This window comes from Ferrimonas pelagia, assembly GCF_039543565.1.
Classification (GTDB): Bacteria; Pseudomonadota; Gammaproteobacteria; order Enterobacterales; family Shewanellaceae; genus Ferrimonas; species Ferrimonas pelagia.
In genome coordinates, this window is sequence record NZ_BAABJZ010000095.1 from 1 (window position 1) to 20,002 (window position 20,002).

Genomic DNA, 20,002 nt, shown 5'->3' on the forward strand with positions numbered 1-20,002 from the left:
ATTAAAGATTTGATTTTAAGTCCGAAGACTTACTCAATGAATACTGAATAAAACGTGTGTTCACTCAATAGGCATTAAGAAATGATGATTTCTCAATCCTGCGTGAGTGCCCACACAGATTGTCTGATAAATTGTTAAAGAGCACTTAAGTCATGCTGACTTAAGGTTCGCTTCGTTGCCGAAGCAGGAGGCGTATATTACGCTGTTCTCCGTGGCCGTCAAGTCAGTTTTGAAACTTTCTTACCGGCGAAAACTTTAAGTTTTGAGCCTTTCGGCTGTTTCCCTAAAGCGGAGCGCCATTTTAGTTAGTTAAGTGGTTAAGTCAAGGACTCTTCTACTAAGTTAACTGATTGGCTGCTGCCTCATTAACCAGGGCGCTATAAGCGTTTGCCGCTTACCCCGTTAACGTGGAGGCGCATTATAGGCAGTTCTCTCAAGAGCACAAGCCCCTAATTGACCCTTACGAGCCGAACGCTCATTATAACAGCAATTTCGACCTGCAACGGTCATCTTCGTTTAAAAAGGAAACAACCATGGCGCTCAAGGCCTATCAACACACCAGCCCAATCCTAGGAACCCGCGTCTTTGTTGAACAGAGTGCCGTGCTGTACGGAGATATTACTCTGGGTGACGATGCCAGTATCTGGCCCTTGGTGGCAGCCCGTGGCGACGTCAACCATATCCGCATTGGTGCCCGCAGCAATATTCAAGATGGCTCGGTGCTGCATGTCACCCGAACCAGCGCCGCCGATCCCGTTGGTCACCCATTGCTGATCGGTGAGGACGTCACGGTGGGACATAAGGTCATGCTGCATGGCTGCAAGATCGGTGATCGCGTGTTAGTCGGCATGGGCGCCATCGTCCTAGACGGCGCCGTTATCGAGGATGATGTGATGATCGGCGCAGGTGCGCTGGTTGCCCCGGGCAAGACATTGGAATCCGGCTATCTCTATATAGGAAGCCCGGCCAAGCAGGTTCGCAAACTCACTGACGATGAGTGTGCCTTTTTAACAGCCTCAGCCGACAACTACGTCCGGCTAAAGGATGAATACCTCGCCCAACTCGAAAGCTAAGCGATTAGATCGCCGGATGCCCAAGCCAGATCCGACCTTGGGCATCAAAGGCTTCATCCTCGATAAGGCTTTCCGCCTCCTCTTCCAAGTCAAACCTCAGTTGTTCAAACGCAACACTGGCCGATTCGGGATCCGGGATCGGCCGCGACCAACGCCGGCCTAGTTGTGCCAAGGTTATAAAGCAAGGCACTCGCTGACCGGCCAGGATGGCATCAAACCGAAACCATTGCTGCTGCCAGTCCAGTTCGATCTGTTCGTTAAATAGGATCTGCTGGTTCATAGGGTGCCCCCCATTTGCTCCGCCAACTCCTCTAATACTGGCACGACTTCTGGCTTGACGCCTCGCCACAAGGAAAAGCTCTCTGCCGCCTGTGCAACCAACATGCCCAACCCCGCCAGATGATGTTTCCCCCCTTGGGCCTGACCCCACCGCTGGAAGGGCGTCGCTTCTTTGCCATAGGCCATATCGTAGGTTGAGCCCTCGTGGCTAAGCCGAACGCCCTCCATGGCTGGCAATGCGCCGGACAATGATGCGGATGTGCCATTGATGATCAGATCATACTCGCCGCTCATCTCGTCCAAGCCACACCCCGACACCACCCCCAACTCGGCGAAGTCTCGCGCCAATGCGACGGCCTTATCGGCCGTGCGATTGGCGATCACAACACGGCGGGGTGAACAGGCAAAGATGGGGTGCAGCACACCGCGAACGGCACCACCGGCCCCCAGGATCAATACACGGGCACCTTCGATGGTGATCCCCGACCGATGCAGATCGGCCACCAACCCCTGACCGTCGGTGTTGTCACCGAGCAACCCACCATCGGCTTGCCAATAAAGGGTATTCACCGCGCCGGCACAACGAGCGCGCTCGGTCAGTCGATCACACAAAGCAAACGCCTGCTCCTTAAAGGGCAGCGTCACGTTCGCACCACAGCCCCCCGCTTGACGAAACGCCACCACCGCATCGGCAAAGCCATCTTCGGCTGCTAGGATGGCGCGGTACTCTAGCGTCTGTTGCGTCTGCCGAGCAAAGCGTTGATGAATAAAAGGGGACTTGCTGTGGTGGATGGGGTTACCGAATACCGCGTATTGATCCATGACTGTCGTGATCTAAGGAGTGGAGATGCTGTCCGTTATACGTCGAGCGTTCGAAAAGAAGCAAGCGCAAAGCGCTTATGAGCAGATCGGGGGCGAACAAGCCCTACGCGCACTCAGTCAGCGCTTCTATCAACTGATGGATTGCAAAGCCGAATACCGGGCACTGCGAGCCCTTCATCCTGACGACCTTTCTGGCAGCGAAGAGAAGTTATTCGAGTTCTTCAGTGGCTGGCTCGGCGGGCCGCCGCTGTTTGAGCAAAAATACGGCCATCCCATGCTGCGCGCCAGACACCTGCCGTTTCGGATCGACAAGCATCAGCGCAACCTTTGGCTGCATTGCATGAAGCGGGCCATGGCAGATGAGATCGCACATCGGCAGGCGCGCCAAGCCATGTTCAAAGCCTTGGTCTCTTTAGCCGATCACATGCGCAATGTGGAAGGGGGCTGCCCCATCAGTGCGCCCAACGATAACGCTTAAGCGAGCTCGGTTAGCCAGTCCCGTGGGGTTAAGTATTGCGCCAGACGCCCTTCGGCGCTGTCCGGCTCGGGCTGATACTGATATTGCCAACGAACCAAGGGCGGCATCGACATCAAGATGGACTCGGTGCGGCCGCCGGACTGTAGGCCAAACAAAGTGCCACGATCGTAGACCAGGTTAAACTCCACGTAGCGGCCTCGCCGATACAGCTGAAATTGGCGTTCCCGCTCACCATAGGGGTGAGACTGGCGGCGCTCAACGATGGGCAGATAGGCCTCCAAGAAGCCGTTTCCGACCGCCTGCATATAGGCAAAACTCTGCTCAAAGCCGGACGCATTCAGATCATCAAAGAACAAGCCGCCAACGCCGCGGGTTTCTTCCCGATGCTTTAGATAGAAATACTCGTCACACCAACGCTTGTGCTCGGCATAGCGCTGCTCACCAAACGGCTGACACAGGGCTTGCGCCACCTGGTGCCAATGCTTCACATCGTCATCAAAAGGATAATAAGGCGTGAGATCAAACCCGCCACCAAACCACCAAACCGACGCCTCTCCCGGCTTTTCGGCGATGAAAAAACGGACATTGGCATGGGTGGTGGGGACGAAGGGGTTGTTAGGATGGATCACCAGGGACACGCCCATGGCTTCGAAACTGCGACCGGCCAGTTCGGGCCGGTGTGCCGTGGCAGACGCTGGCATCTGTGCGCCCATGACATGGGAGAAGTTCACCCCGGCCTGTTCGAAGATCTGGCCGCCGCTGAGCACCCGGCTCTCTCCGCCACCGCCCTCTTGCCGCTGCCATGCATCGGCAACAAACCGAGCCTCACCCTCGCAGCGCTCTAACGCTCGACAGATGGTGTCTTGCAATCCCAGCAAGAATTGGCGCACTTCCTCTTTCTTCACGGGCATGGATCCTTCCTCGTGCGGGTCTCGCAATTAGGCGCGGAGTATGGCTCCGCTTTTGGCATCGCGAATGGTCGAAGGTGAGGCATTGCCGCCCACTTCTCCGATCACAACACCTTGAATATGCTTGCCAAGATCAATCAGCACCTGCTCACCCTGACGGGCGGGCTCTTCACCACTGAGATTGGCACTGGTGGAGACTAACGCGCCACCAAACGCGCAGCACAGATCAGACACCACGGGGTGGGCCGAGATCCGCACAGCGATCGAATCAAATTGGCCGGTTAACCAACGGGGCGTACCGGCCTTTGCCGGCATCACCCAGGTCACCGGCCCGGGCCAGCTGGCCAGCACCTGCTGACGCTGGGCGTCAGACAGGGCTGCATCATCCACAAAGGGGAGAAGCTGGCCATAGCTGGCTGCCACCAAGATCAGCCCCTTATCGACAGGGCGTTGCTTGATGGCCAACAGTTGCCGAACTGCCGCTTCGTTGTGGGGATCACACCCCAAACCAAACACGGCTTCGGTGGGGTACGCAAGGACCCCACCGAGCTGCAATGCTTTGCCCGCTTGGGCAACGGTCAGTCGGCAACTCATCGCTTACTGAGCCAACTTGGCCTGCAACGCCGCGTCTTTGGCCTGAACGGCTTCCGCGCTCTTGGCACGCTCCAGCTTGACCTGCTCGGCCAGCGCATCGCTGCCCACGCCCAGGATCTGAGCCGCCAGATAACCGGCGTTCTTGGCACCGGCTTTACCGATGGCAACCGTCGCCACAGGCACGCCGCCCGGCATCATCACGGTAGACAGCAGAGCATCGTGGCCTTGCAACGGGCCATTATCGATCGGCACACCGATCACTGGACGGGTGGTAATACCCGCAACCGCACCCGCTAGGTGAGCGGCCAAACCGGCAGCACAGATAAACACCTTACAGCCGCGCGCTTCCGCGTCCGTCACATAGGCGTGGGTTGCAGCTGGCGTACGGTGGGCGGAGGTCACTTTGGCTTCAAACGGGATCTCGAAAGACTTCAAGGTGTCCAGAGTGGTTTGCATGATAGGCAGATCAGAGTCAGAGCCCATCAATACCGCAACAAATGGAGTGGTCATAGTAGGGTTTTCCTTTTATCAAAAGACAGAGGTTATTGTTATAGGGCGCGATTATACCGGTTCCGATTGGTATTTGCAGAGCCTCTGCGGGCAGCTTAATACCTTTTTACCGCGCACTTTTTTTTCCACCAGCACAGCCCAGCCACAATCCGGGCAAGGCTCATCAATAGGCTGCTGATTTAGTAGATATTTACACTTTGGGTAATGACTGCAGGCATGGAACTTTTTGCCAAATCGATTGGTGCGCTCGACCAACTCGCCTTGCTGACACTGGGGACAGCGGATCGGCGCATGGGTCGGCGCAGGCGCATCCTTGGCAATGTAATCGCACGCCGGGTAGCCACTACAGCCGATATAGAAGCCGTAACGTCCGGATTTCAATGCCAAAGGACGACCGCATTGCGGGCACGCCGTCTCCTCCAGCAACTCATCCTCAGTGATGCTTTTCTCTACCAAAGGCCGATGGTACTCGCACGTTGGGTAGCTTTGGCATCCCAAAAACGGGCCATGTTTGCCATGGCGAACCATCAGTTCGCTGCCGCACTGGGGGCAGATCCCATACTCACGCTCGAGCGCGTGCTCATGGGTACGAAACAATTGGTGATCGATCTTGGACATGGGTCGCTACCTGTCAGCGCGGGAACCACGCCGATATTATCAAAAGTTGAAGGGTCAATTCATGTGCCGGGCACACGGCATGATTGTATACAAATCATGCCGGCAACGGGCAGAAACCGTCGAAGAGTCTGAGCCGGGCCCAAACGGGACGATCAAAAAAGGCGCCGTCTGGCGCCTTTAGTCAAATAAGCCACTCAATGCAGCAGGCCATCGGGCTGTTCGAAGATAAGATCTTCCATCTGATGATAGGCATCATCATTGCCGGGCACATTGAATAACACCATCAACACCACCCACTTAAGATCATCCAGACTCAACAACTCACCATCCAGCTCCATCACCCGATCGATCACCATCTCACGGGTGGTGTCATCCAGCACGTTGATCTGCTCCAAAAACAGCAAGAACCCACGGCTTTCGGTGTCGATCCGCTCCAACTCCCGGGAGTTGAAGATCCGCATGCTGCCAGCCTGCTTCGTCACCAGGTACGGGTGCAGATCCGAATTCTGCAGCTCCGCCAGCTTTTCAATCCATATCAGGGCCTTGCCGATCTCATCCGAGCGAAAACCTGCGCGACTCAACTCGTCAGTCAGCTCTTCGCGGTCGAACAGAAGTTCGACGTCGCTCTGTACATAGGTTTCAAATAAGTACATTAAGATATCGAACATAACTAGCCTCCCCTAAGCCTCACATAGCCACCAGGTACCGCAGCGATCCGCCCGTCCAGCTCCAGCTCAGTCAACTGTTCAAGTACCTCACCAACAGTCAACCCACAAGCCTGAACTAGGCAATCTACCGGTGTGATCTCATATCCCACCCTATCCAACAGAGCCGGATCTGGCAAATCAGTGTTGGTGAGCGCGGCGCGCTTCGATGCCGGCTCACGCCATTGCGGCAACAGCTCCTCTAAGATATCGACCGGCCGAGTCGCCAATTTGGCACCCTGCTGGATCAACCAATGACAGCCACTGCGGCGGGGATCGTCCACGCTGCCCGGAACCGCAAACACCTCCCGTCCCTGCTCCGCCGCCAAACGCGCGGTGATCAATGAACCGCTCTTGAGTCCCGCCTCCAGCACGATCACGCCGTAACTGAGGCCACTGACGATGCGATTTCGTTGCGGAAATTGATGGGCTCGCACCGGCTGCACCGGCCAATACTCGGAGATCAGTGCGCCGTTTTGACGGATCCGATCCGCCAGCGCACGATGCCGCTTGGGATAGCAATGAGACAAACCGCAACCCTGCACCGCCAAGGTCTGCCCCTGGGTTAATGCCCCCTCATGACAAGCGCCGTCTATTCCTACCGCCAGGCCGGAGATCACCACAACCCCCGCCTCCGCTAGCTCGGCCGACCAACTGCGGGCCAGCGCCAAGCTATTGAGCGCGGCGTTACGGCTGCCCACCATGGCCACCGCCGGCTGACTCAATACCGCGTCCTGCCCCTCAACAAACAACACCAAGGGGGGATCGGCGATCGCTTTCAGTGGCAGCGGGTATCGCGGATCGGCCAAGGTGACAATATGGCGATCCGGCGCCGACTCTTGCCAGCTTAAAGCCTGCTCCAACATCGCCGGATCCGGTGTCAGCAATTGTTGGCACTGTTTCGGCGTCCAGCCAGGCAGGCTGTCCTGCTCGGCTCGCTGCCAGATCGCCTCCAATGGCAGTGCCTCTAACAGCGCAAGTTTGCCCATCCGGCCGATCCCCGCACGCAGGCTCGCCAGCGCCAGATAGCGGCTCAGCGCATCAGTCACGGCTTGAGCCGAACAACATAGGTTGTGGCTGGAGCACTTTATCCGCCAGCCGAACCGGTCGGCGGCCATTGACGATCAAGCCATAGCTCACCTTGTCGTAGGTTTTGAACAGCATCAACTCACCGCGATACACCTCCGGTAAGCGGATCACCCGGCCGTCCGCCAACAACGCCATCACCTCATCGTAGGCACGACGATCCGCCGGTTCGCGGAATTCCACGGCCAATCCGCTGCCGGTTTCCACCACCTCGGTCCCCGGCTGATGTACCGCAAAAACCTGTCCCGCCCGTGCACCGTCGTCGTGGCCCTTATTGATGATAGCCACCTGCAACGGGCCAACCTCCCGAGCCTGCGCCTCCGCGGCGATCACCCGTCCACTCAAAGACGCCGGCGCCGGGTGGGGCTGAAAGCTGGCCGACAGCAAGGTGTTCTCGCTGATCGGCATCAAGCGTTGACCCGGTTTGATCTCCTGACGCGAGGTGTGGATCAACAGTCGCGAGATCTCTCCGCTTTCCACCACTTGGCCAACGGCCGCCAGCTCCGCCTCCTGACCCAAAAAGTGGTCCCCCTCAACGTCATAGAAACGCTGACCTGGATTGTAGATCCCGTAGCGCGCCCCAAGCGGCAGTGCCTGATCGACAAACACCACATCCTGCTCGGCGTAGATCACCGCCTCCCGCTCGCCCCCCATCAAGACCGGCGCCTGCGCCAGATCCTCCGGACTCAAAACCGCATGAAAATTGAGGTAGGGCTCGATCACCGACAAAGGCACCGCAGGGATCGCATCCCGTTTCGGGGTGATCTGCGCCGCAGGCGACAAGCGCTTGCTCGCCTTACGCACCAGCCGTGGCTGGCCATCGAGAAAGACCAAGGTCAACCGATCACCCGGGTAGATCAGATGGGGATTGGCGATCTGTGGATTGGCCCCCCACAGAGTCGGCCAACGCCAAGGATCATCGAGAAACAGCGCCGAGATATCCCATAGGGTATCGCCCCTCTTCACCACATAGCTTTGCGGGTGGCCCGGCTTAAGCGTCAGGGTTTGCGCCCACCCGGATAAACTCACACACAATGCCAATAAAAAGACCAGAATCTTCATGCCCCATCCTTGTTGGTCCAAGCCTTTCGCAGCCTTTCTGTCATTGCTGCAGGCAACGAGTTAAAATTAGCGGATCACACCCTGACTCTAGTCGAGTTAGGGCCAATATTTTTTACTTTGGAATGAGATCTGCAATGGCCATCAGAGAAGTGCTCCGATTCCCCGATGAGCGTTTACGTACCGTCGCTCAACCCGTAACTGACTTTGACGCCGAGCTGCAACAGCTGATCGACGACATGTTCGACACCATGTACGAAGAGCGAGGGATCGGCCTGGCCGCCACGCAAATCGATCAACACCTGCAGCTGATCGTCATGGATCTGTCTGAAGACAAGTCGCAACCACGAGTGTTTATCAATCCTAAGGTACTGGAACAAGATGGACATTTCATCAACGAAGAGGGCTGTCTGTCGGTACCGGGGATCTACGCCAAGGTCGAACGCGCCGAGCAGATCAAGGTCGAAGCGCTGGATCGCCATGGCGAGCGCTATACCCTCGACGCCGACGAACTGCTGGCCATCTGTGTTCAACATGAAATGGACCACCTCAAAGGCAAGCTGTTCGTGGACTACCTGTCGCCACTGAAGCGCCAGCGCATCAAGCAAAAGCTGGAAAAAGCCGCCCGTCTCGATGCCAAACAGGCCTAGGAGCCAGACTTGTCCTCATTAAAGATCGTATTTGCCGGTACGCCGGAGTTTGCCGCCGATCACCTGCAGGCCCTGCTGGATTCAAGCCATCAGGTGGTTGCCGTTTACACCCAGCCGGACCGTCCGGCCGGTCGTGGTAAGAAGCTGACCGCCGGCCCGGTCAAGCAGTTGGCCCTGCAGCACGAACTGCCGGTGCTCCAGCCGAAAAGCTTACGCAGCGAAGAGGCCCAACAGGAACTGGCGGCCATCGACTTCGATATCATGGTGGTGGTGGCTTACGGCCTGATCCTGCCCAAGGCGGTATTGGATCTGCCCAAGCACGGCTGCATCAACGTCCATGGCAGCCTGTTGCCACGCTGGCGCGGCGCCGCTCCGATCCAGCGTTCCATCTGGGCTGGCGATACGGACACCGGCGTCACCATCATGCAGATGGATGTTGGTCTGGATACCGGGGCGATGCTGCACAAGATCAGCTGCCCGATCGAGGACAGTGACACCTCCGCCAGCCTGTACGCCAAGCTGGCCAAGCTGGGCCCGCAAGGCCTGGTGGAAGCGCTGGGGCCGATCGCCGATGGCACGGCAGTAGCCGAAGTGCAAGACGACACCCTGGCCAATTACGCCGAGAAGCTGTCAAAAGAGGAAGCCGCGGTCGATTGGGGCAAGAGTGCTGTCGCCCTGTGGCGCGAAGTGCGCGCCTTTAATCCATGGCCGGTCAGTCACTTCCAGTGCGCTGACCAAACCATCAAGCTGTGGCAGGTTGAGGTACTGGACGAGCGCACCGACGCAGCACCGGGCACCGTCGTTCGCGCCGATAAACAGGGGATCGCCGTTGCGACCGGCGACGGCCTGCTGCTGCTGAGCTTGATCCAACTGCCCGGCAAGAAAGCGATGGCGGCCAGCGATGTGCTCAACGCCCGCAAAGAATGGTTTGAAGTGGGCAGTGTACTGGCATGAATCGACGTCCTAACAGCAACAACCGCAGCCGCAATCAAGGCCGCCCCCAGCCCCGCAACCTGCGCGCCGATGCCGCCACGGTGATCATTGCGGTGATCGATCAGGGCCAATCCATGGGCCAAGCATTGCCCAAGGCCCAAGCTGGCTATGCCGACGGCCGAGACAAGGGCCTGCTGGCTGAGATCTGCTACGGCGTCATGCGCCAACTGCCACAGCTCGACACCCAGCTGCGACGCCAGCTGAGTCAGCCCCTCAACGGTAAAAAGCGCATTCTGCATGGGCTGCTGTTGGCTGGGCTATACCAGCTCAAGCACACCCGTGTACCCGCCCACGCCGTGGTCGCCGAGTCCGTCAATGCCTGTCTGGCGCTGCGCGCTCCAGGGATGAAGGGATTGATCAACGGCGTGCTGCGCAATATGGAGCGCGAGCTCGATACCCTAATAGACGAACAGTTCGAGGCGGAGCCGGTGAAAACCCTGCACCCGGGCTGGCTGCTCAAGCGTCTGCAAGCCGCTTATCCGCAGCAATGGCAAGAGATCGTTGACGCCAACAACGCTCAGCCGCCGCTGTGGCTGCGCAACAACCGCAGCGTTCAGACCCGTGAGCAAGCCATCGCGCGCTTGGATGAGGCCGGTGTCGATGCCCGTCCCATGGGCGATGGCGATGCCATCCTGCTGGATACCCCGTGCGACGTCACCGCCCTGCCAGGCTTTATGGACGGCGATCTGTCGGTGCAGGATCTCAGTGCCCAAATGAGTGCGCACCTGATCCAATCCCAGCCCGGCGATCGGGTACTGGACGTCTGCGCCGCGCCCGGTGGCAAAACCTGCCACATGCTGGAGCATCAACCGCAGATCAGCGAGATGGTGGCGGTGGATCTGGAAGCCAAGCGACTGGAGCGGGTTCAGCAGAACCTGGATCGGATCGGCCTGCAGGCCACCCTGCACTGCGGGGATGCCAGCCATCCTTATCAGTGGTGGGACAAGCAGCAGTTCGATCGTATCCTGCTGGATGCGCCCTGCTCCGCCACTGGCGTGATCCGTCGTAATCCGGACAGCAAATGGCTGCGCCGCGACGCCGACATCGCCAAACTGGCTGAAGTGCAAAGCGATATCCTGCAGGCGATCTGGCCGCTGCTCAAGCCAGGTGGCACCCTTGTGTACGCCACCTGCTCGGTGCTGCCAGAGGAAAATGCCGAACAGATCAAGGCGTTCCTTCAGCAAACCCCGGATGCTATGCTCTCACCCATTCATCAACAGGACGTGAGTGAGCGGCCTGGCCTGCAACTGCTACCGCAGGCCGATGGCGGGGACGGTTTTTACTACGCCCGCCTGAGCAAAGCCGACTCGTAAATGGCATGAAGATCATCATCCTTGGCGCAGGCCAGGTCGGCGGCACGCTGGCCGAAAACCTGGTCGGCGAAAACAACGACATCACCGTGGTCGACAACGATCCGCAGGCGCTCAGCGCACTGCAGGACAAACTCGATCTGCGGGTGATCAACGGCCACGCCGGCCACCCGCACGTGCTACGGGATGCCGGCGCGGAAGACGCCGACATGTTGATCGCCGTCACCAACTCCGATGACACCAACATGGTGGCGTGCCACCTGGCCTACACCCTGTTTGGTACCCCAACCAAGATCGCCCGCATTCGCAGCGCCGCCTATCTGAACAAGAAAGACCTGCTGTTTCAGACCGGCGGGGCCGATCCCGATGCCCGCGGCCGCTTCTTTATCGATGAGCTGATCGCCCCGGAGCAATTGGTCACCCGCTATATCCACCGCTTGGTGGAATACCCCGGCGCCCTACAGGTGCTGGAGTTTGCCGGCGGCAAGGCCAGCTTGGTTGCGGTTAAGGCTTATTACGGTGGCTCCTTGGTGGGCAGCGCGCTCTCTGCGCTGAAAGAGCATATGCCCAATATTGATACCCGGGTGGCTGCGATCTTCCGCCAAGGCCGCCCCATCATGCCGCGGGGCACCACGGTGATCGAGGCGGACGACGAGGTCTTCTTCGTCGCCGACTCCAAGCACATCCGCGCCGTGATGAGTGAGATGCAGAAGCTGGAGTCCAGCTATCGCACCATCATGATCGCCGGCGGGGGCAACATCGGCATGGGGCTCGCCCGAGCGCTGGAATCGTTTCACGAGGTCAAGCTGATCGAGCGGGATCGCACCCGCGCCGCCCGCCTGTCGGAGTATCTGGAGGACACCACGGTGTTTCACGGCGACGCCTCCGATCATGAACTGCTCAATGAAGAGCAGATCGATCAGGCCGATGTGTTTATCGCCGTGACCAACGACGATGAAGCCAACATCATGTCGGCGCTGCTGGCCAAGCGGATGGGCGCCAAGAAGGTGATGGTCTTGATCCAGCGTGAGGCCTATGTCGATCTGGTTCAGGACGCCAATATCGACATCGCGATCTCGCCGCAACAAGCCACCATCTCCGCCCTGCTAACCCACGTGCGTCAAGGTGACATTAACAACGTCTACTCACTGCGACGTGGCGCGGCGGAAGCGATCGAGGCGGTGGCGCACGGCGATCCCAACACCTCCAAGGTGGTGGGTCGCCAGATCCAGGAGATCAAGCTGCCGCCCGGCACCACCATCGGCGCCATTGTCCGTAAAGACGAGGTGATGATGGCGCACGACAAAACGGTGATCGAGCAAGATGATCACGTCATCCTGTTTCTGGTGGATAAGAAACACATCCGCGAGGTGGAAAAGCTGTTCCAACCCTCCGCGCTGTTTTTCTGATCGTGACAGACTAAAACGCCGGCATCTGCCGGCGTTCTCTTTTCCCCTTTAGGCCTTCGCCATCTCATCGATGGCCAGCGCAAACGCCTGCACCTCATTCCAATCGGTGTAATCAATAACCGTATCGGGCGCGGTCGGCCCCTTGGTCATCTTCATGATGAACTTGATCGACAAGCTGTCCCAGAAGCCCCAGTTGGGGTAATCCACCTTGCCGGCAAACACCTTGAGCAACTGCGGACGCCAGGGCGACTTGGCAATAAACTTCTGCATATAGCGATTGCCTTCCACCGTTGCCTTCTCGGGCTTACGGGCCACCACGGACAAGCAGAAAAACGCATTGTGGCGTGCTTCCAGTTGCGGCCGATGCTGATCGATAAAGGCCCAGACCGAGTCATCAAAGTTGCCATAGAGTACCGGCGCGCCGATCACGACCGTGTGGTACTTATCCCAATCGATCCCCTCGTGTTTGGCTTCCACCACATCCATCATGTCGCACTCTGTGCCCTGCGCCTCGATGGCGGACATCAAGGTGCGGGTCACTCGGGCGGTGTGGCCACGGCGACTCATGTAGACGATCAAAACCCCTGGCATTGTGCCTCCTGCATAAACTTCGATTAACCTTCGAGCAGCATGCGACAATACTGCATAACGTACCAGTATCAATATCACAAACAGTCCGAGCGGCGGCAGTCGACCCGATAAAACGGGATCTGGATCCAGAGGTTAACAACGGCGCGTTTTGATCTTAATATAAGAGGGAACTAATTTACTTTGGGGTTTTATGGAATCGCTCGATATCGAACAAATGGCCGGTAACGCCGACAGCGCCGCCCGACTGCTGAAAAGCATCGCCAATCCCCATCGCCTCATGCTGTTGTGTCTGCTGCTCAAGCAAGAGATGACCGTCTCCGAACTGAACGCCATGGTGCCACTCAGCCAATCGGCGTTATCGCAGCACCTGGCAGTGCTGCGCAAAGAGGGCATGGTCACCACCCGCAAGGAGTCGTTGCAGGTGTGGTATCGACTGGCGAGCCCAGAGGTGGAGGCGATCCTGGCCACCCTGTACGGGATCTACTGCGCGCCGCCGTCCAACCCCGCCACCTGATCGGCAAACAGCTCGACCCGGCCCCAGTCGGTAAACTCCTGAACCGTACTGAGCGCGGTTGGCCCTTTGGTTAGCCACATGATAAAGCGAATGATGTGGCGATCACGCCAGCCATAAGCCGGGTAATTCAGCACCCCGGCAAACACGCCTATCCGATCCGGCCGCCAAGCGGTTTTGCGGTGAAACAATCGAATATAGGGACTGCCATCCGGCGTGTCTTTGCCCGGCTTGCGGGCCACCAGATTGACGCTAAAAAACGCCGTCCGCTTCTGCGCCAACACATCCTGATGGCGGGCGATAAAATCAAACAGCGCCGGCCGGTATTTGCCATAGCGGATCGAAGCGCCGATCACCACCTTATCAAATGAGGCCAATGGCAGCGCACAGCGCTCCAACTCCACCAACTGGACCTGATGCTCCAAGGCCTCCAATCGCGCCCGGATCCGCTCTGCGATCCGTTTAGTTTGGCCATCGACCGTCGAATACAGCACCAGCGTCCGTTGCATGGGTTGTCGCTCCTAGCTTTTCCAAAATGTCGGGGTAAACAGCACCAACAGGGTGAAGATCTCCAGTCGGCCAAACAGCATGCCCAGCACCAGGATCCACTTGGCCGGAGCATTGATCTCGCCGTAATGCGAGGCCACCTCGCCCAAGCCTGGGCCCAAGTTATTGAGCGACGCCGCCGTCGCCGAAAAGGCGGTGATGTCATCCAGCCCTGTGGCTAAGAGGGCGACCATGATCAGCGCAAACACTAAGGTGTAAGCGGCAAAGAAACCCCACACCGCATCAATCACCCGATCCGACACCGCCTTATTGTTGAGCCGAATGGAGAACAGCGCGCGCGGATGGATCAATCGCTTAAGCTCACGCATCCCCTGCAGCGACAGCAGGGTGATCCGCACCACCTTGATCCCGCCGCCCGTTGAGCCGGCGCAGCCACCGATAAAGCTGGAGAAGATCAGCAGTATCGGCAAGAACAGCGGCCAGGTCGCGAAGCTTTCGGTGGCAAAACCCGCCGTGGTCGACATCGAGACCGCCTGGAAGACCGCCTTATCCAGCGCCACCTCCGGCGAGTCATACAACTGATGGCTCATCAGCACCAGGAACACCACCAACACCAAGCTTAACTGGATCAGCAGGAACATCCGCACCTCGGCATCGCGCCAGTAGGACGCAAGATGGATCCCGCGCCGGCTAAAGGCGGTAAAGTGCAGACTAAAATTGACCGCCGACAACAGTAAAAACACCACGGCGATCAGGTTGATGGTGGCGCTATCAAAGTGCCCCATGCTGGCGTCATAACTGGAAAAACCGCCAATGGCGATGGTGGAAAAGGCGTGGCCAATGGCATCGAAGCTGTCCATGCCCGCGAGGTAATACGCCCCGGCACAAGCCAGTGTCATGGTGAGATAGATGTACCACAACGCCTTCGCCGTTTCGGCGATCCTGGGCGTCATCTTATTGTCTTTGACCGGGCCCGGCGTTTCACAGCGATACAGCTGCATGCCCCCCACGCCCAGCATCGGCAACACCGCCACCGCCAAGACAATGATCCCCATGCCGCCAAGCCACTGCAGCAGATGACGATAGAACAGGATGGCCTTGGGCAGATCATCCAATCCGGTGATCACCGTCGCGCCCGTGGTGGTCAACGCCGAAAAGGACTCAAACATGGCGTCGGTGAAACTGAGATCGGGCCGCTCCGACAGAATAAAGGGAATGGCCCCGATCGATCCCAGCACCGTCCAAAACAGCACCACCACCAAGAAGCCCTCGCGGGTTCTCAACTCAGCCTTGGCGCGCCGATTGGGATACCAAAACACCAGCCCCAGCAACAGACTCAGGCCGAAGGCCTGCATAAACGCCGTCCCCCCGCCATCCTTATACAGAAAGGCGATCAAGGCTGGCGGCAACATGGTGGCACTGAAAACAGCCACCAGCATGCCAATAATGCGGATTATCGTGCGGTATTCCATGGAGACACTTTTGGGGAATTTGCCGCTAGCATACTCCAACCGTGCCAGCGTGTTAATTGACGCGGTCGATCAGTCGGGCTTCAGCATCAAGCGACCCCGACTGCCGTCCGCCAGTGCGCGGGCAAATTCAGCCTGTGTCGTACTGGGCAAAGCCAGCTTCAGTTGGATCTGGCCGCCATATTGCTGATCGAGGATCTCGCCCCCATGCCGCTCCGTTAAATGGGTGATCAATGGCATGTCGCCATAGTCGCACAGCAAACTGGCCTGCATCATCGGCACAAACGGGGTGGTCTCCAGCGCCTCCAGCGCCATCTTGACCCCGCCGGCATAAGCCCGCACCAAACCGCCCACCCCAAGCTTGATCCCACCAGAGTATCGCACCACCACCGCCGCCAACTGACCCACGCCGCTGCCCAGCACCACATTCAGCATCGGTCGCCCCGCCGAGCCCGCCGGCTCACCGTCATCCGAGGCGCCAATATCACGGGTACAGCCGGGTCGCCCGGCGGCAAACGCCAGACAGTGGTGCCGCGCTTCCGGATGCACCTGCCGCATTCGGGCGTGATACGCCCGCGCCTCAGCCCCCACGCTGACCCGCTCGATCCGGGTAATAAACCGACTGCGTTTGATGATCTCCTCAACCTCAACCGGACCGGCGGGCACATCAAAACGGGCTTGGCTCATGCTTTCAAACTCTCTTGGTCGCAAAGGGCCGCAACAACGCCGGCCAGGGAGCTCCCGCTTCTACAGGATCCCCCCGTCGCTTTCAAGCCAGCGTCAATCATCCCACCGCTGGCACCGCGTCAGATCGTCGATACCCTCGGCCAGCACCACCACACCGTCTTCGATGCGGATCCCACCATAGGGTCGCAACCAATCGATCTGCTCAGGCAGCAGCATCGCCTGCGCCGACGCAGGCAGCGCTTTGAGCAGGCTATCGATGACATACAAGCCCGGCTCGATGGTCAAAACCATGCCCGCCTCAAGCATACGGGTACAGCGCAGGGTGACACCGGCCGGAGGCGCCACATGGGTGCCGCTCTCATCGTCCATAAAACCGGCGACGTCATGCACCTGCAAACCGATGGGATGGCCCAGACCATGCGGGAAAAAGGCCTGGGTGATCCCACTGGCGATCAACGCCTCAACGCTACCTTGAGCCAAACGGAACTGCAGCAGCAACTCTGCCACCCGCTGGTGCATCTGGAGATGCAACTCGGTATAGCGGATCCCCGGCCGGATCTGGGCCTTGATCGCCTGCTGTTGTTGATCCATCGCCGCCACCAACTCAGCAAAGCCGCCGTTCGGCTCAAACGCATAGGTGCGGGTGATGTCCGCGGCATAGCCATGGAAGCCAGCACCGGCGTCGATCAAAAAGCTGCGACTCTGGGCCGGCGCCCGGCGCCCGAGCTGGGTGTAATGCAATATCGCCGCATGCTCGTTCAATGCGACGATATTGCCGTAAGGCACGTCGTTCTCACCGTGCAGACTGGCACTGAGGTAAGCCTGCTGGATGGCAAATTCACTCTCCCCTGCCAAAAACGCCTGCTTCGCCGCAACATGCCCCAGCGTCGCCAGTCGATTCGCTTCGCGCAAACAGGCGATCTCATAATCGCTCTTTATACTGCGACCAAAATGAAGCGCGTCGATCAGCCCTTTCGGGTTGGTCTCTCCTACGCTTAATGCAGCGGCCCGCTCTGGATGGGCGCCAATGTAGCTGTAGCCGGCAGGGATCAACTCCGCCAACTGCTCCAGCCGCTCATACACCACAAGCTCAACCTGCTCGGTCCAGAACGCGTTCGGCACCGGCGGCACCTTGTGCCAGAAATCCACCGGGCGGTAGAACAACAGGGTCGGTTTTTCCCCCGGCTTCACGATAAGGAAACAATGGGGTGTATCTACTAATGGCACCCAATGTTTGAAATGAGGATTCACTTTAAAGGGGTAATCCAGATCATCGAGGAAGATCGGTAACGCCTGACCCGAGTCGATCACCAAGCCAGGACACTGGTGCTGAACCAGCAGCCGATCGGTGCGTTGACGCAGGGTGTGTATGTGCTGTGCATATAGGGGGGCTAAGCGTTCCATGGCTTCCTCAATGATGGCAGTGCATCGGCGCAGTGTATCACTGCGCCAAGAGTGGGGTCATCACACCGATGTTAAACAAGCGTTTAAAAAATGGGTTGCATTTTAATGTGCGCCAAATCACACTTGCTCACAATGCCAGCACGCCATCATGGAAACACGGACGTGGTAAATTAAGGAAGCCAACATGATTTATCAGAGCAATGCGCTTTACGTTGATTGGCTGGAGCCTGGGATCGCCGAATTACGATTCGACGCCGCCGGCTCCGTCAATAAGTTTGATCGAGCCACCCTTGCCGAATTCGACCAAGCGCTGGATGCCCTTGGCCAGCAAGCGGATCTACAAGGTGTCGTCGTCACCAGCGGCAAATCTGCCTTTATTGTCGGCGCCGACATCACTGAATTTACCGCGCTGTTTGCCGAGCCCCAATCCGTCCTCGAGCAATGGCTGATCGACGCCAATAAGGTCTTCAATAAAATGGAAGATCTGCCCGTGCCTACGGTGGCTGCGATCCGCGGTTTTGCCCTAGGCGGCGGCTGCGAAGCCATTTTGGCCTGTGATCTGCGCGTGGCCGATCAGACCGCGCGGATCGGACTGCCGGAAGTGGGCTTGGGGATCCTGCCCGGATTTGGCGGCACCGTCCGTCTGCCTCGATTGATCGGCGCAGACAATGCGTTGGAATGGATGACCACCGGCCGGCCCCAACGCCCCGACGCCGCACTGAAGATCGGCGCCATTGATGCGCTGATCCACGACGATCTGAATGCAGCCGCCCTGATCTTGGTAAAACGCGCCCTCAACGGAGAGATCGACTGGCAGGCACGCCGCGCCAAGAAACAAGCGCCATTGGGGCTGAGCAAGATCGAAGCCGCCATGGCCTTCACCAGCGCCAAAGGCATGGTCGCCATGAAGGCCGGTCCGCATTATCCGGCTCCCCACACCATGGTGAAGCTGGTCGAACAAGCCGCCGGACTGGGTCGCACCGAGGCTCTGAAAGCGGAGCACGCCGCCTTCCTGTCGCTGGCAACCACCGAGCAGGCCAGCGCCATGGTCGGCAACTTCCTCAGCGACCAATACGTCAAAGGCCTGGCCAAGCAAGCCGCCAAAGCCGGTACGCCGGTTGCGTCCGCGGCGGTACTGGGCGCCGGGATCATGGGCGGTGGCATCGCCTACCAGTCCGCCAGCAAAGGCGTCCCAGTGGTAATGAAGGACATCGCCCAGCCCGCACTGGAATTAGGCTTGAACGAAGCCGCTAAGCTGTTAACCGCCCAGCTCAATCGCGGCCGGCTCAAGCCAGCGGCGATGGCCAAGGTGCTCAATAACATAGTACCGAGCTTAGACAACAACGCCGTCGCCCATGCGGATGTGGTGGTCGAAGCCGTGGTGGAAAACCCAAAAGTGAAAGGGATGGTGCTGGCCGAGATCGAAGCTGTCGTGCGCGACGACGCCGTGCTGACCTCCAACACCTCAACCATCTCCATCGATTCGCTGGCCAGCCACCTGCAGCGCCCTCAACAGTTCTGCGGCATGCACTTCTTTAACCCGGTGCATAAGATGCCTCTGGTTGAGGTGATCCGCGGCGAGCACACCTCCGATGAAACCGTCGCCAAGGTGGTGGCCTACGCCGCCCAGATCGGCAAAACCCCGATCGTGGTCAATGACTGCCCGGGCTTCTTCGTCAACCGAGTGCTGTTCCCCTATTTTGCCGGCTTCAGCCTGATGCTGCAGGAGGGGATCGACTTCCAGTTGATCGACAAAGTCATGAGCAAGCAGTTTGGTTGGCCCATGGGCCCGGCCTATCTGCTCGATGTGGTCGGTATCGATACCGCTCACCACTGCCTCGATGTGATGGCCGCAGGCTTCCCTGAGCGCATGGGAAAACTGGACAAGGATCCGGTCGATCTGATGTTCCAGGCCGATCGCTACGGCCAGAAAAACAGCAAGGGCTTCTTCAGTTACGCCCCCGATCGCAAAGGCAAGCCGAAGAAATCCGTTGATGCCGAGGCACTGGCTCTGCTGGAGCAAGCCTATGGCCCGGCGCAACCGCTTGATCCAGAAAGTATCATTGCCCGCACCATGGTACCGATGATCAATGAAACCGTGCGCTGCCTAGAAGAGGGGATCATCGCGACCCCGGCAGAGGCCGACATGGCACTGATGTACGGCCTGGGCTTCCCGCCATTCCGCGGCGGTGTCTTCCGTTACCTCGATACCATCGGCCTGGATCGCTTCGTGGCCATGGCCGACAGCTACGCTCACCTCGGTCCCCTGTATCAGATCACCGATAACCTTCGCGCCATGGCCCAGAGTGGCGAGCGCTTCTATCAAGGACAGTAAGGAGT

The 20,002-nt window shown here is 58.6% G+C and carries 22 protein-coding genes; 8 read left to right on the forward strand and 14 right to left on the reverse strand.

Annotation, left to right across the window (positions count from 1 at the left end; genetic code table 11):
• Positions 1–533 precede the first annotated feature (533 nt).
• A complete protein-coding gene (locus ABEA08_RS15810; RefSeq protein ID WP_345336332.1) occupies positions 534–1,073 on the forward strand; it encodes a gamma carbonic anhydrase family protein in 540 nt (179 codons plus the stop codon).
• Positions 1,074–1,077: 4 nt separating this feature from the next.
• Here the strand turns inward: ABEA08_RS15810 and ABEA08_RS15815 are convergent, their stop codons facing one another.
• Both ABEA08_RS15815 and aroE read right to left on the reverse strand, forming a co-directional pair.
• Positions 1,078–1,353, reverse strand: coding sequence for a DUF1488 family protein (locus ABEA08_RS15815; protein WP_345336333.1), 276 nt, complete (start codon positions 1,351–1,353; stop codon positions 1,078–1,080).
• Positions 1,350–2,174 (reverse strand): shikimate dehydrogenase, encoded by an 825-nt coding sequence (gene aroE / locus ABEA08_RS15820; protein ID WP_345336334.1) that lies wholly within the window; start codon positions 2,172–2,174, stop codon positions 1,350–1,352. The genes ABEA08_RS15815 and aroE overlap by 4 nt, the downstream gene beginning before the upstream one ends.
• A gap of 25 nt (positions 2,175–2,199) precedes the next feature.
• Here aroE and ABEA08_RS15825 point away from each other — a divergent pair, with 25 nt between their 5' ends.
• On the forward strand, positions 2,200–2,652 hold the full coding sequence (locus ABEA08_RS15825) for a group II truncated hemoglobin (protein WP_345336336.1): 453 nt from the start codon (positions 2,200–2,202) through the stop codon (positions 2,650–2,652).
• Here the strand turns inward: ABEA08_RS15825 and hemF are convergent.
• The 7 genes from hemF to ABEA08_RS15860 all read right to left on the reverse strand — a co-directional run bounded on the left by hemF (position 2,649) and on the right by ABEA08_RS15860 (position 8,134).
• The gene (gene hemF, locus ABEA08_RS15830; protein ID WP_345336337.1) at positions 2,649–3,563 is read right to left on the reverse strand and encodes an oxygen-dependent coproporphyrinogen oxidase; all 915 of its coding nucleotides are present in this window, start codon (positions 3,561–3,563) and stop codon (positions 2,649–2,651) included. The two genes, ABEA08_RS15825 and hemF, sit on opposite strands and share 4 nt — an antisense overlap.
• A 27-nt stretch (positions 3,564–3,590) precedes the next feature.
• Positions 3,591–4,154: an L-threonylcarbamoyladenylate synthase type 1 TsaC gene (gene tsaC / locus ABEA08_RS15835; protein WP_345336338.1), complete on the reverse strand. Its 564-nt coding sequence runs from the start codon at positions 4,152–4,154 to the stop codon at positions 3,591–3,593.
• Between the two features lie 3 nt (positions 4,155–4,157).
• Entirely contained in the window at positions 4,158–4,664 is a 507-nt protein-coding gene (gene purE / locus ABEA08_RS15840; RefSeq protein WP_345336339.1) for a 5-(carboxyamino)imidazole ribonucleotide mutase, read from the reverse strand.
• A 51-nt stretch (positions 4,665–4,715) separates the two neighbouring features.
• Positions 4,716–5,282, reverse strand: coding sequence for a DNA topoisomerase family protein (locus ABEA08_RS15845; RefSeq protein WP_345336340.1), 567 nt, complete (start codon positions 5,280–5,282; stop codon positions 4,716–4,718).
• Between the two features lie 194 nt (positions 5,283–5,476).
• On the reverse strand, positions 5,477–5,950 hold the full coding sequence (locus tag ABEA08_RS15850; RefSeq protein WP_345336341.1) for a DUF494 family protein: 474 nt from the start codon (positions 5,948–5,950) through the stop codon (positions 5,477–5,479).
• Between the two features lie 2 nt (positions 5,951–5,952).
• On the reverse strand, positions 5,953–7,035 hold the full coding sequence (gene dprA / locus ABEA08_RS15855; RefSeq protein ID WP_345336342.1) for a DNA-processing protein DprA: 1,083 nt from the start codon (positions 7,033–7,035) through the stop codon (positions 5,953–5,955).
• Positions 7,028–8,134: a LysM peptidoglycan-binding domain-containing protein gene (locus ABEA08_RS15860; protein ID WP_345336343.1), complete on the reverse strand. Its 1,107-nt coding sequence runs from the start codon at positions 8,132–8,134 to the stop codon at positions 7,028–7,030. Before ABEA08_RS15860 ends, dprA begins: the two co-directional genes overlap by 8 nt.
• Before the next feature lie 134 nt (positions 8,135–8,268).
• Here ABEA08_RS15860 and def point away from each other — a divergent pair, with 134 nt between their 5' ends.
• The 4 genes from def to trkA are packed head-to-tail and all read left to right on the forward strand — an operon-like array spanning position 8,269 to position 12,493.
• The gene (gene def, locus ABEA08_RS15865) at positions 8,269–8,781 is read left to right on the forward strand and encodes a peptide deformylase (RefSeq protein WP_345336344.1); all 513 of its coding nucleotides are present in this window, start codon (positions 8,269–8,271) and stop codon (positions 8,779–8,781) included.
• Positions 8,782–8,790: 9 nt separating this feature from the next.
• A complete protein-coding gene (fmt, locus tag ABEA08_RS15870; protein WP_345336345.1) occupies positions 8,791–9,735 on the forward strand; it encodes a methionyl-tRNA formyltransferase in 945 nt (314 codons plus the stop codon).
• Entirely contained in the window at positions 9,732–11,087 is a 1,356-nt protein-coding gene (gene rsmB / locus ABEA08_RS15875) for a 16S rRNA (cytosine(967)-C(5))-methyltransferase RsmB (protein WP_345336346.1), read from the forward strand. Before fmt ends, rsmB begins: the two co-directional genes overlap by 4 nt.
• A gap of 5 nt (positions 11,088–11,092) precedes the next feature.
• Positions 11,093–12,493 carry a Trk system potassium transporter TrkA gene (gene trkA, locus ABEA08_RS15880; protein WP_345336347.1) on the forward strand — a complete coding sequence of 467 codons (1,401 nt, stop codon included), beginning with the start codon at positions 11,093–11,095 and terminating at the stop codon, positions 12,491–12,493.
• 48 nt (positions 12,494–12,541) lie between these two features.
• Here trkA and hemG (ABEA08_RS15885) read toward each other — a convergent pair whose 3' ends face one another.
• Positions 12,542–13,084: a menaquinone-dependent protoporphyrinogen IX dehydrogenase gene (gene hemG / locus ABEA08_RS15885; protein ID WP_345336348.1), complete on the reverse strand. Its 543-nt coding sequence runs from the start codon at positions 13,082–13,084 to the stop codon at positions 12,542–12,544.
• A gap of 190 nt (positions 13,085–13,274) precedes the next feature.
• Here hemG (ABEA08_RS15885) and ABEA08_RS15890 point away from each other — a divergent pair, with 190 nt between their 5' ends.
• Positions 13,275–13,598: an ArsR/SmtB family transcription factor gene (locus tag ABEA08_RS15890; protein ID WP_345336349.1), complete on the forward strand. Its 324-nt coding sequence runs from the start codon at positions 13,275–13,277 to the stop codon at positions 13,596–13,598.
• Here the strand turns inward: ABEA08_RS15890 and hemG (ABEA08_RS15895) are convergent.
• The 4 genes from hemG (ABEA08_RS15895) to pepQ all read right to left on the reverse strand — a co-directional run bounded on the left by hemG (ABEA08_RS15895) (position 13,565) and on the right by pepQ (position 17,662).
• Entirely contained in the window at positions 13,565–14,104 is a 540-nt protein-coding gene (gene hemG / locus ABEA08_RS15895) for a menaquinone-dependent protoporphyrinogen IX dehydrogenase (RefSeq protein ID WP_345336350.1), read from the reverse strand. The two genes, ABEA08_RS15890 and hemG (ABEA08_RS15895), sit on opposite strands and share 34 nt — an antisense overlap.
• Before the next feature lie 12 nt (positions 14,105–14,116).
• Entirely contained in the window at positions 14,117–15,574 is a 1,458-nt protein-coding gene (locus ABEA08_RS15900) for a TrkH family potassium uptake protein (RefSeq protein WP_345336351.1), read from the reverse strand.
• A gap of 69 nt (positions 15,575–15,643) precedes the next feature.
• On the reverse strand, positions 15,644–16,258 hold the full coding sequence (locus ABEA08_RS15905; protein ID WP_345336352.1) for a YigZ family protein: 615 nt from the start codon (positions 16,256–16,258) through the stop codon (positions 15,644–15,646).
• A 93-nt stretch (positions 16,259–16,351) separates the two neighbouring features.
• Complete coding sequence (gene pepQ / locus ABEA08_RS15910) at positions 16,352–17,662, reverse strand: Xaa-Pro dipeptidase (RefSeq protein ID WP_345336353.1); 1,311 nt, start codon at positions 17,660–17,662, stop codon at positions 16,352–16,354.
• 184 nt (positions 17,663–17,846) lie between these two features.
• Between pepQ and fadB the strand changes: the two genes are divergently transcribed.
• On the forward strand, positions 17,847–19,997 hold the full coding sequence (gene fadB, locus ABEA08_RS15915) for a fatty acid oxidation complex subunit alpha FadB (RefSeq protein ID WP_345336354.1): 2,151 nt from the start codon (positions 17,847–17,849) through the stop codon (positions 19,995–19,997).
• Positions 19,998–20,002: the final 5 nt, after the last annotated feature.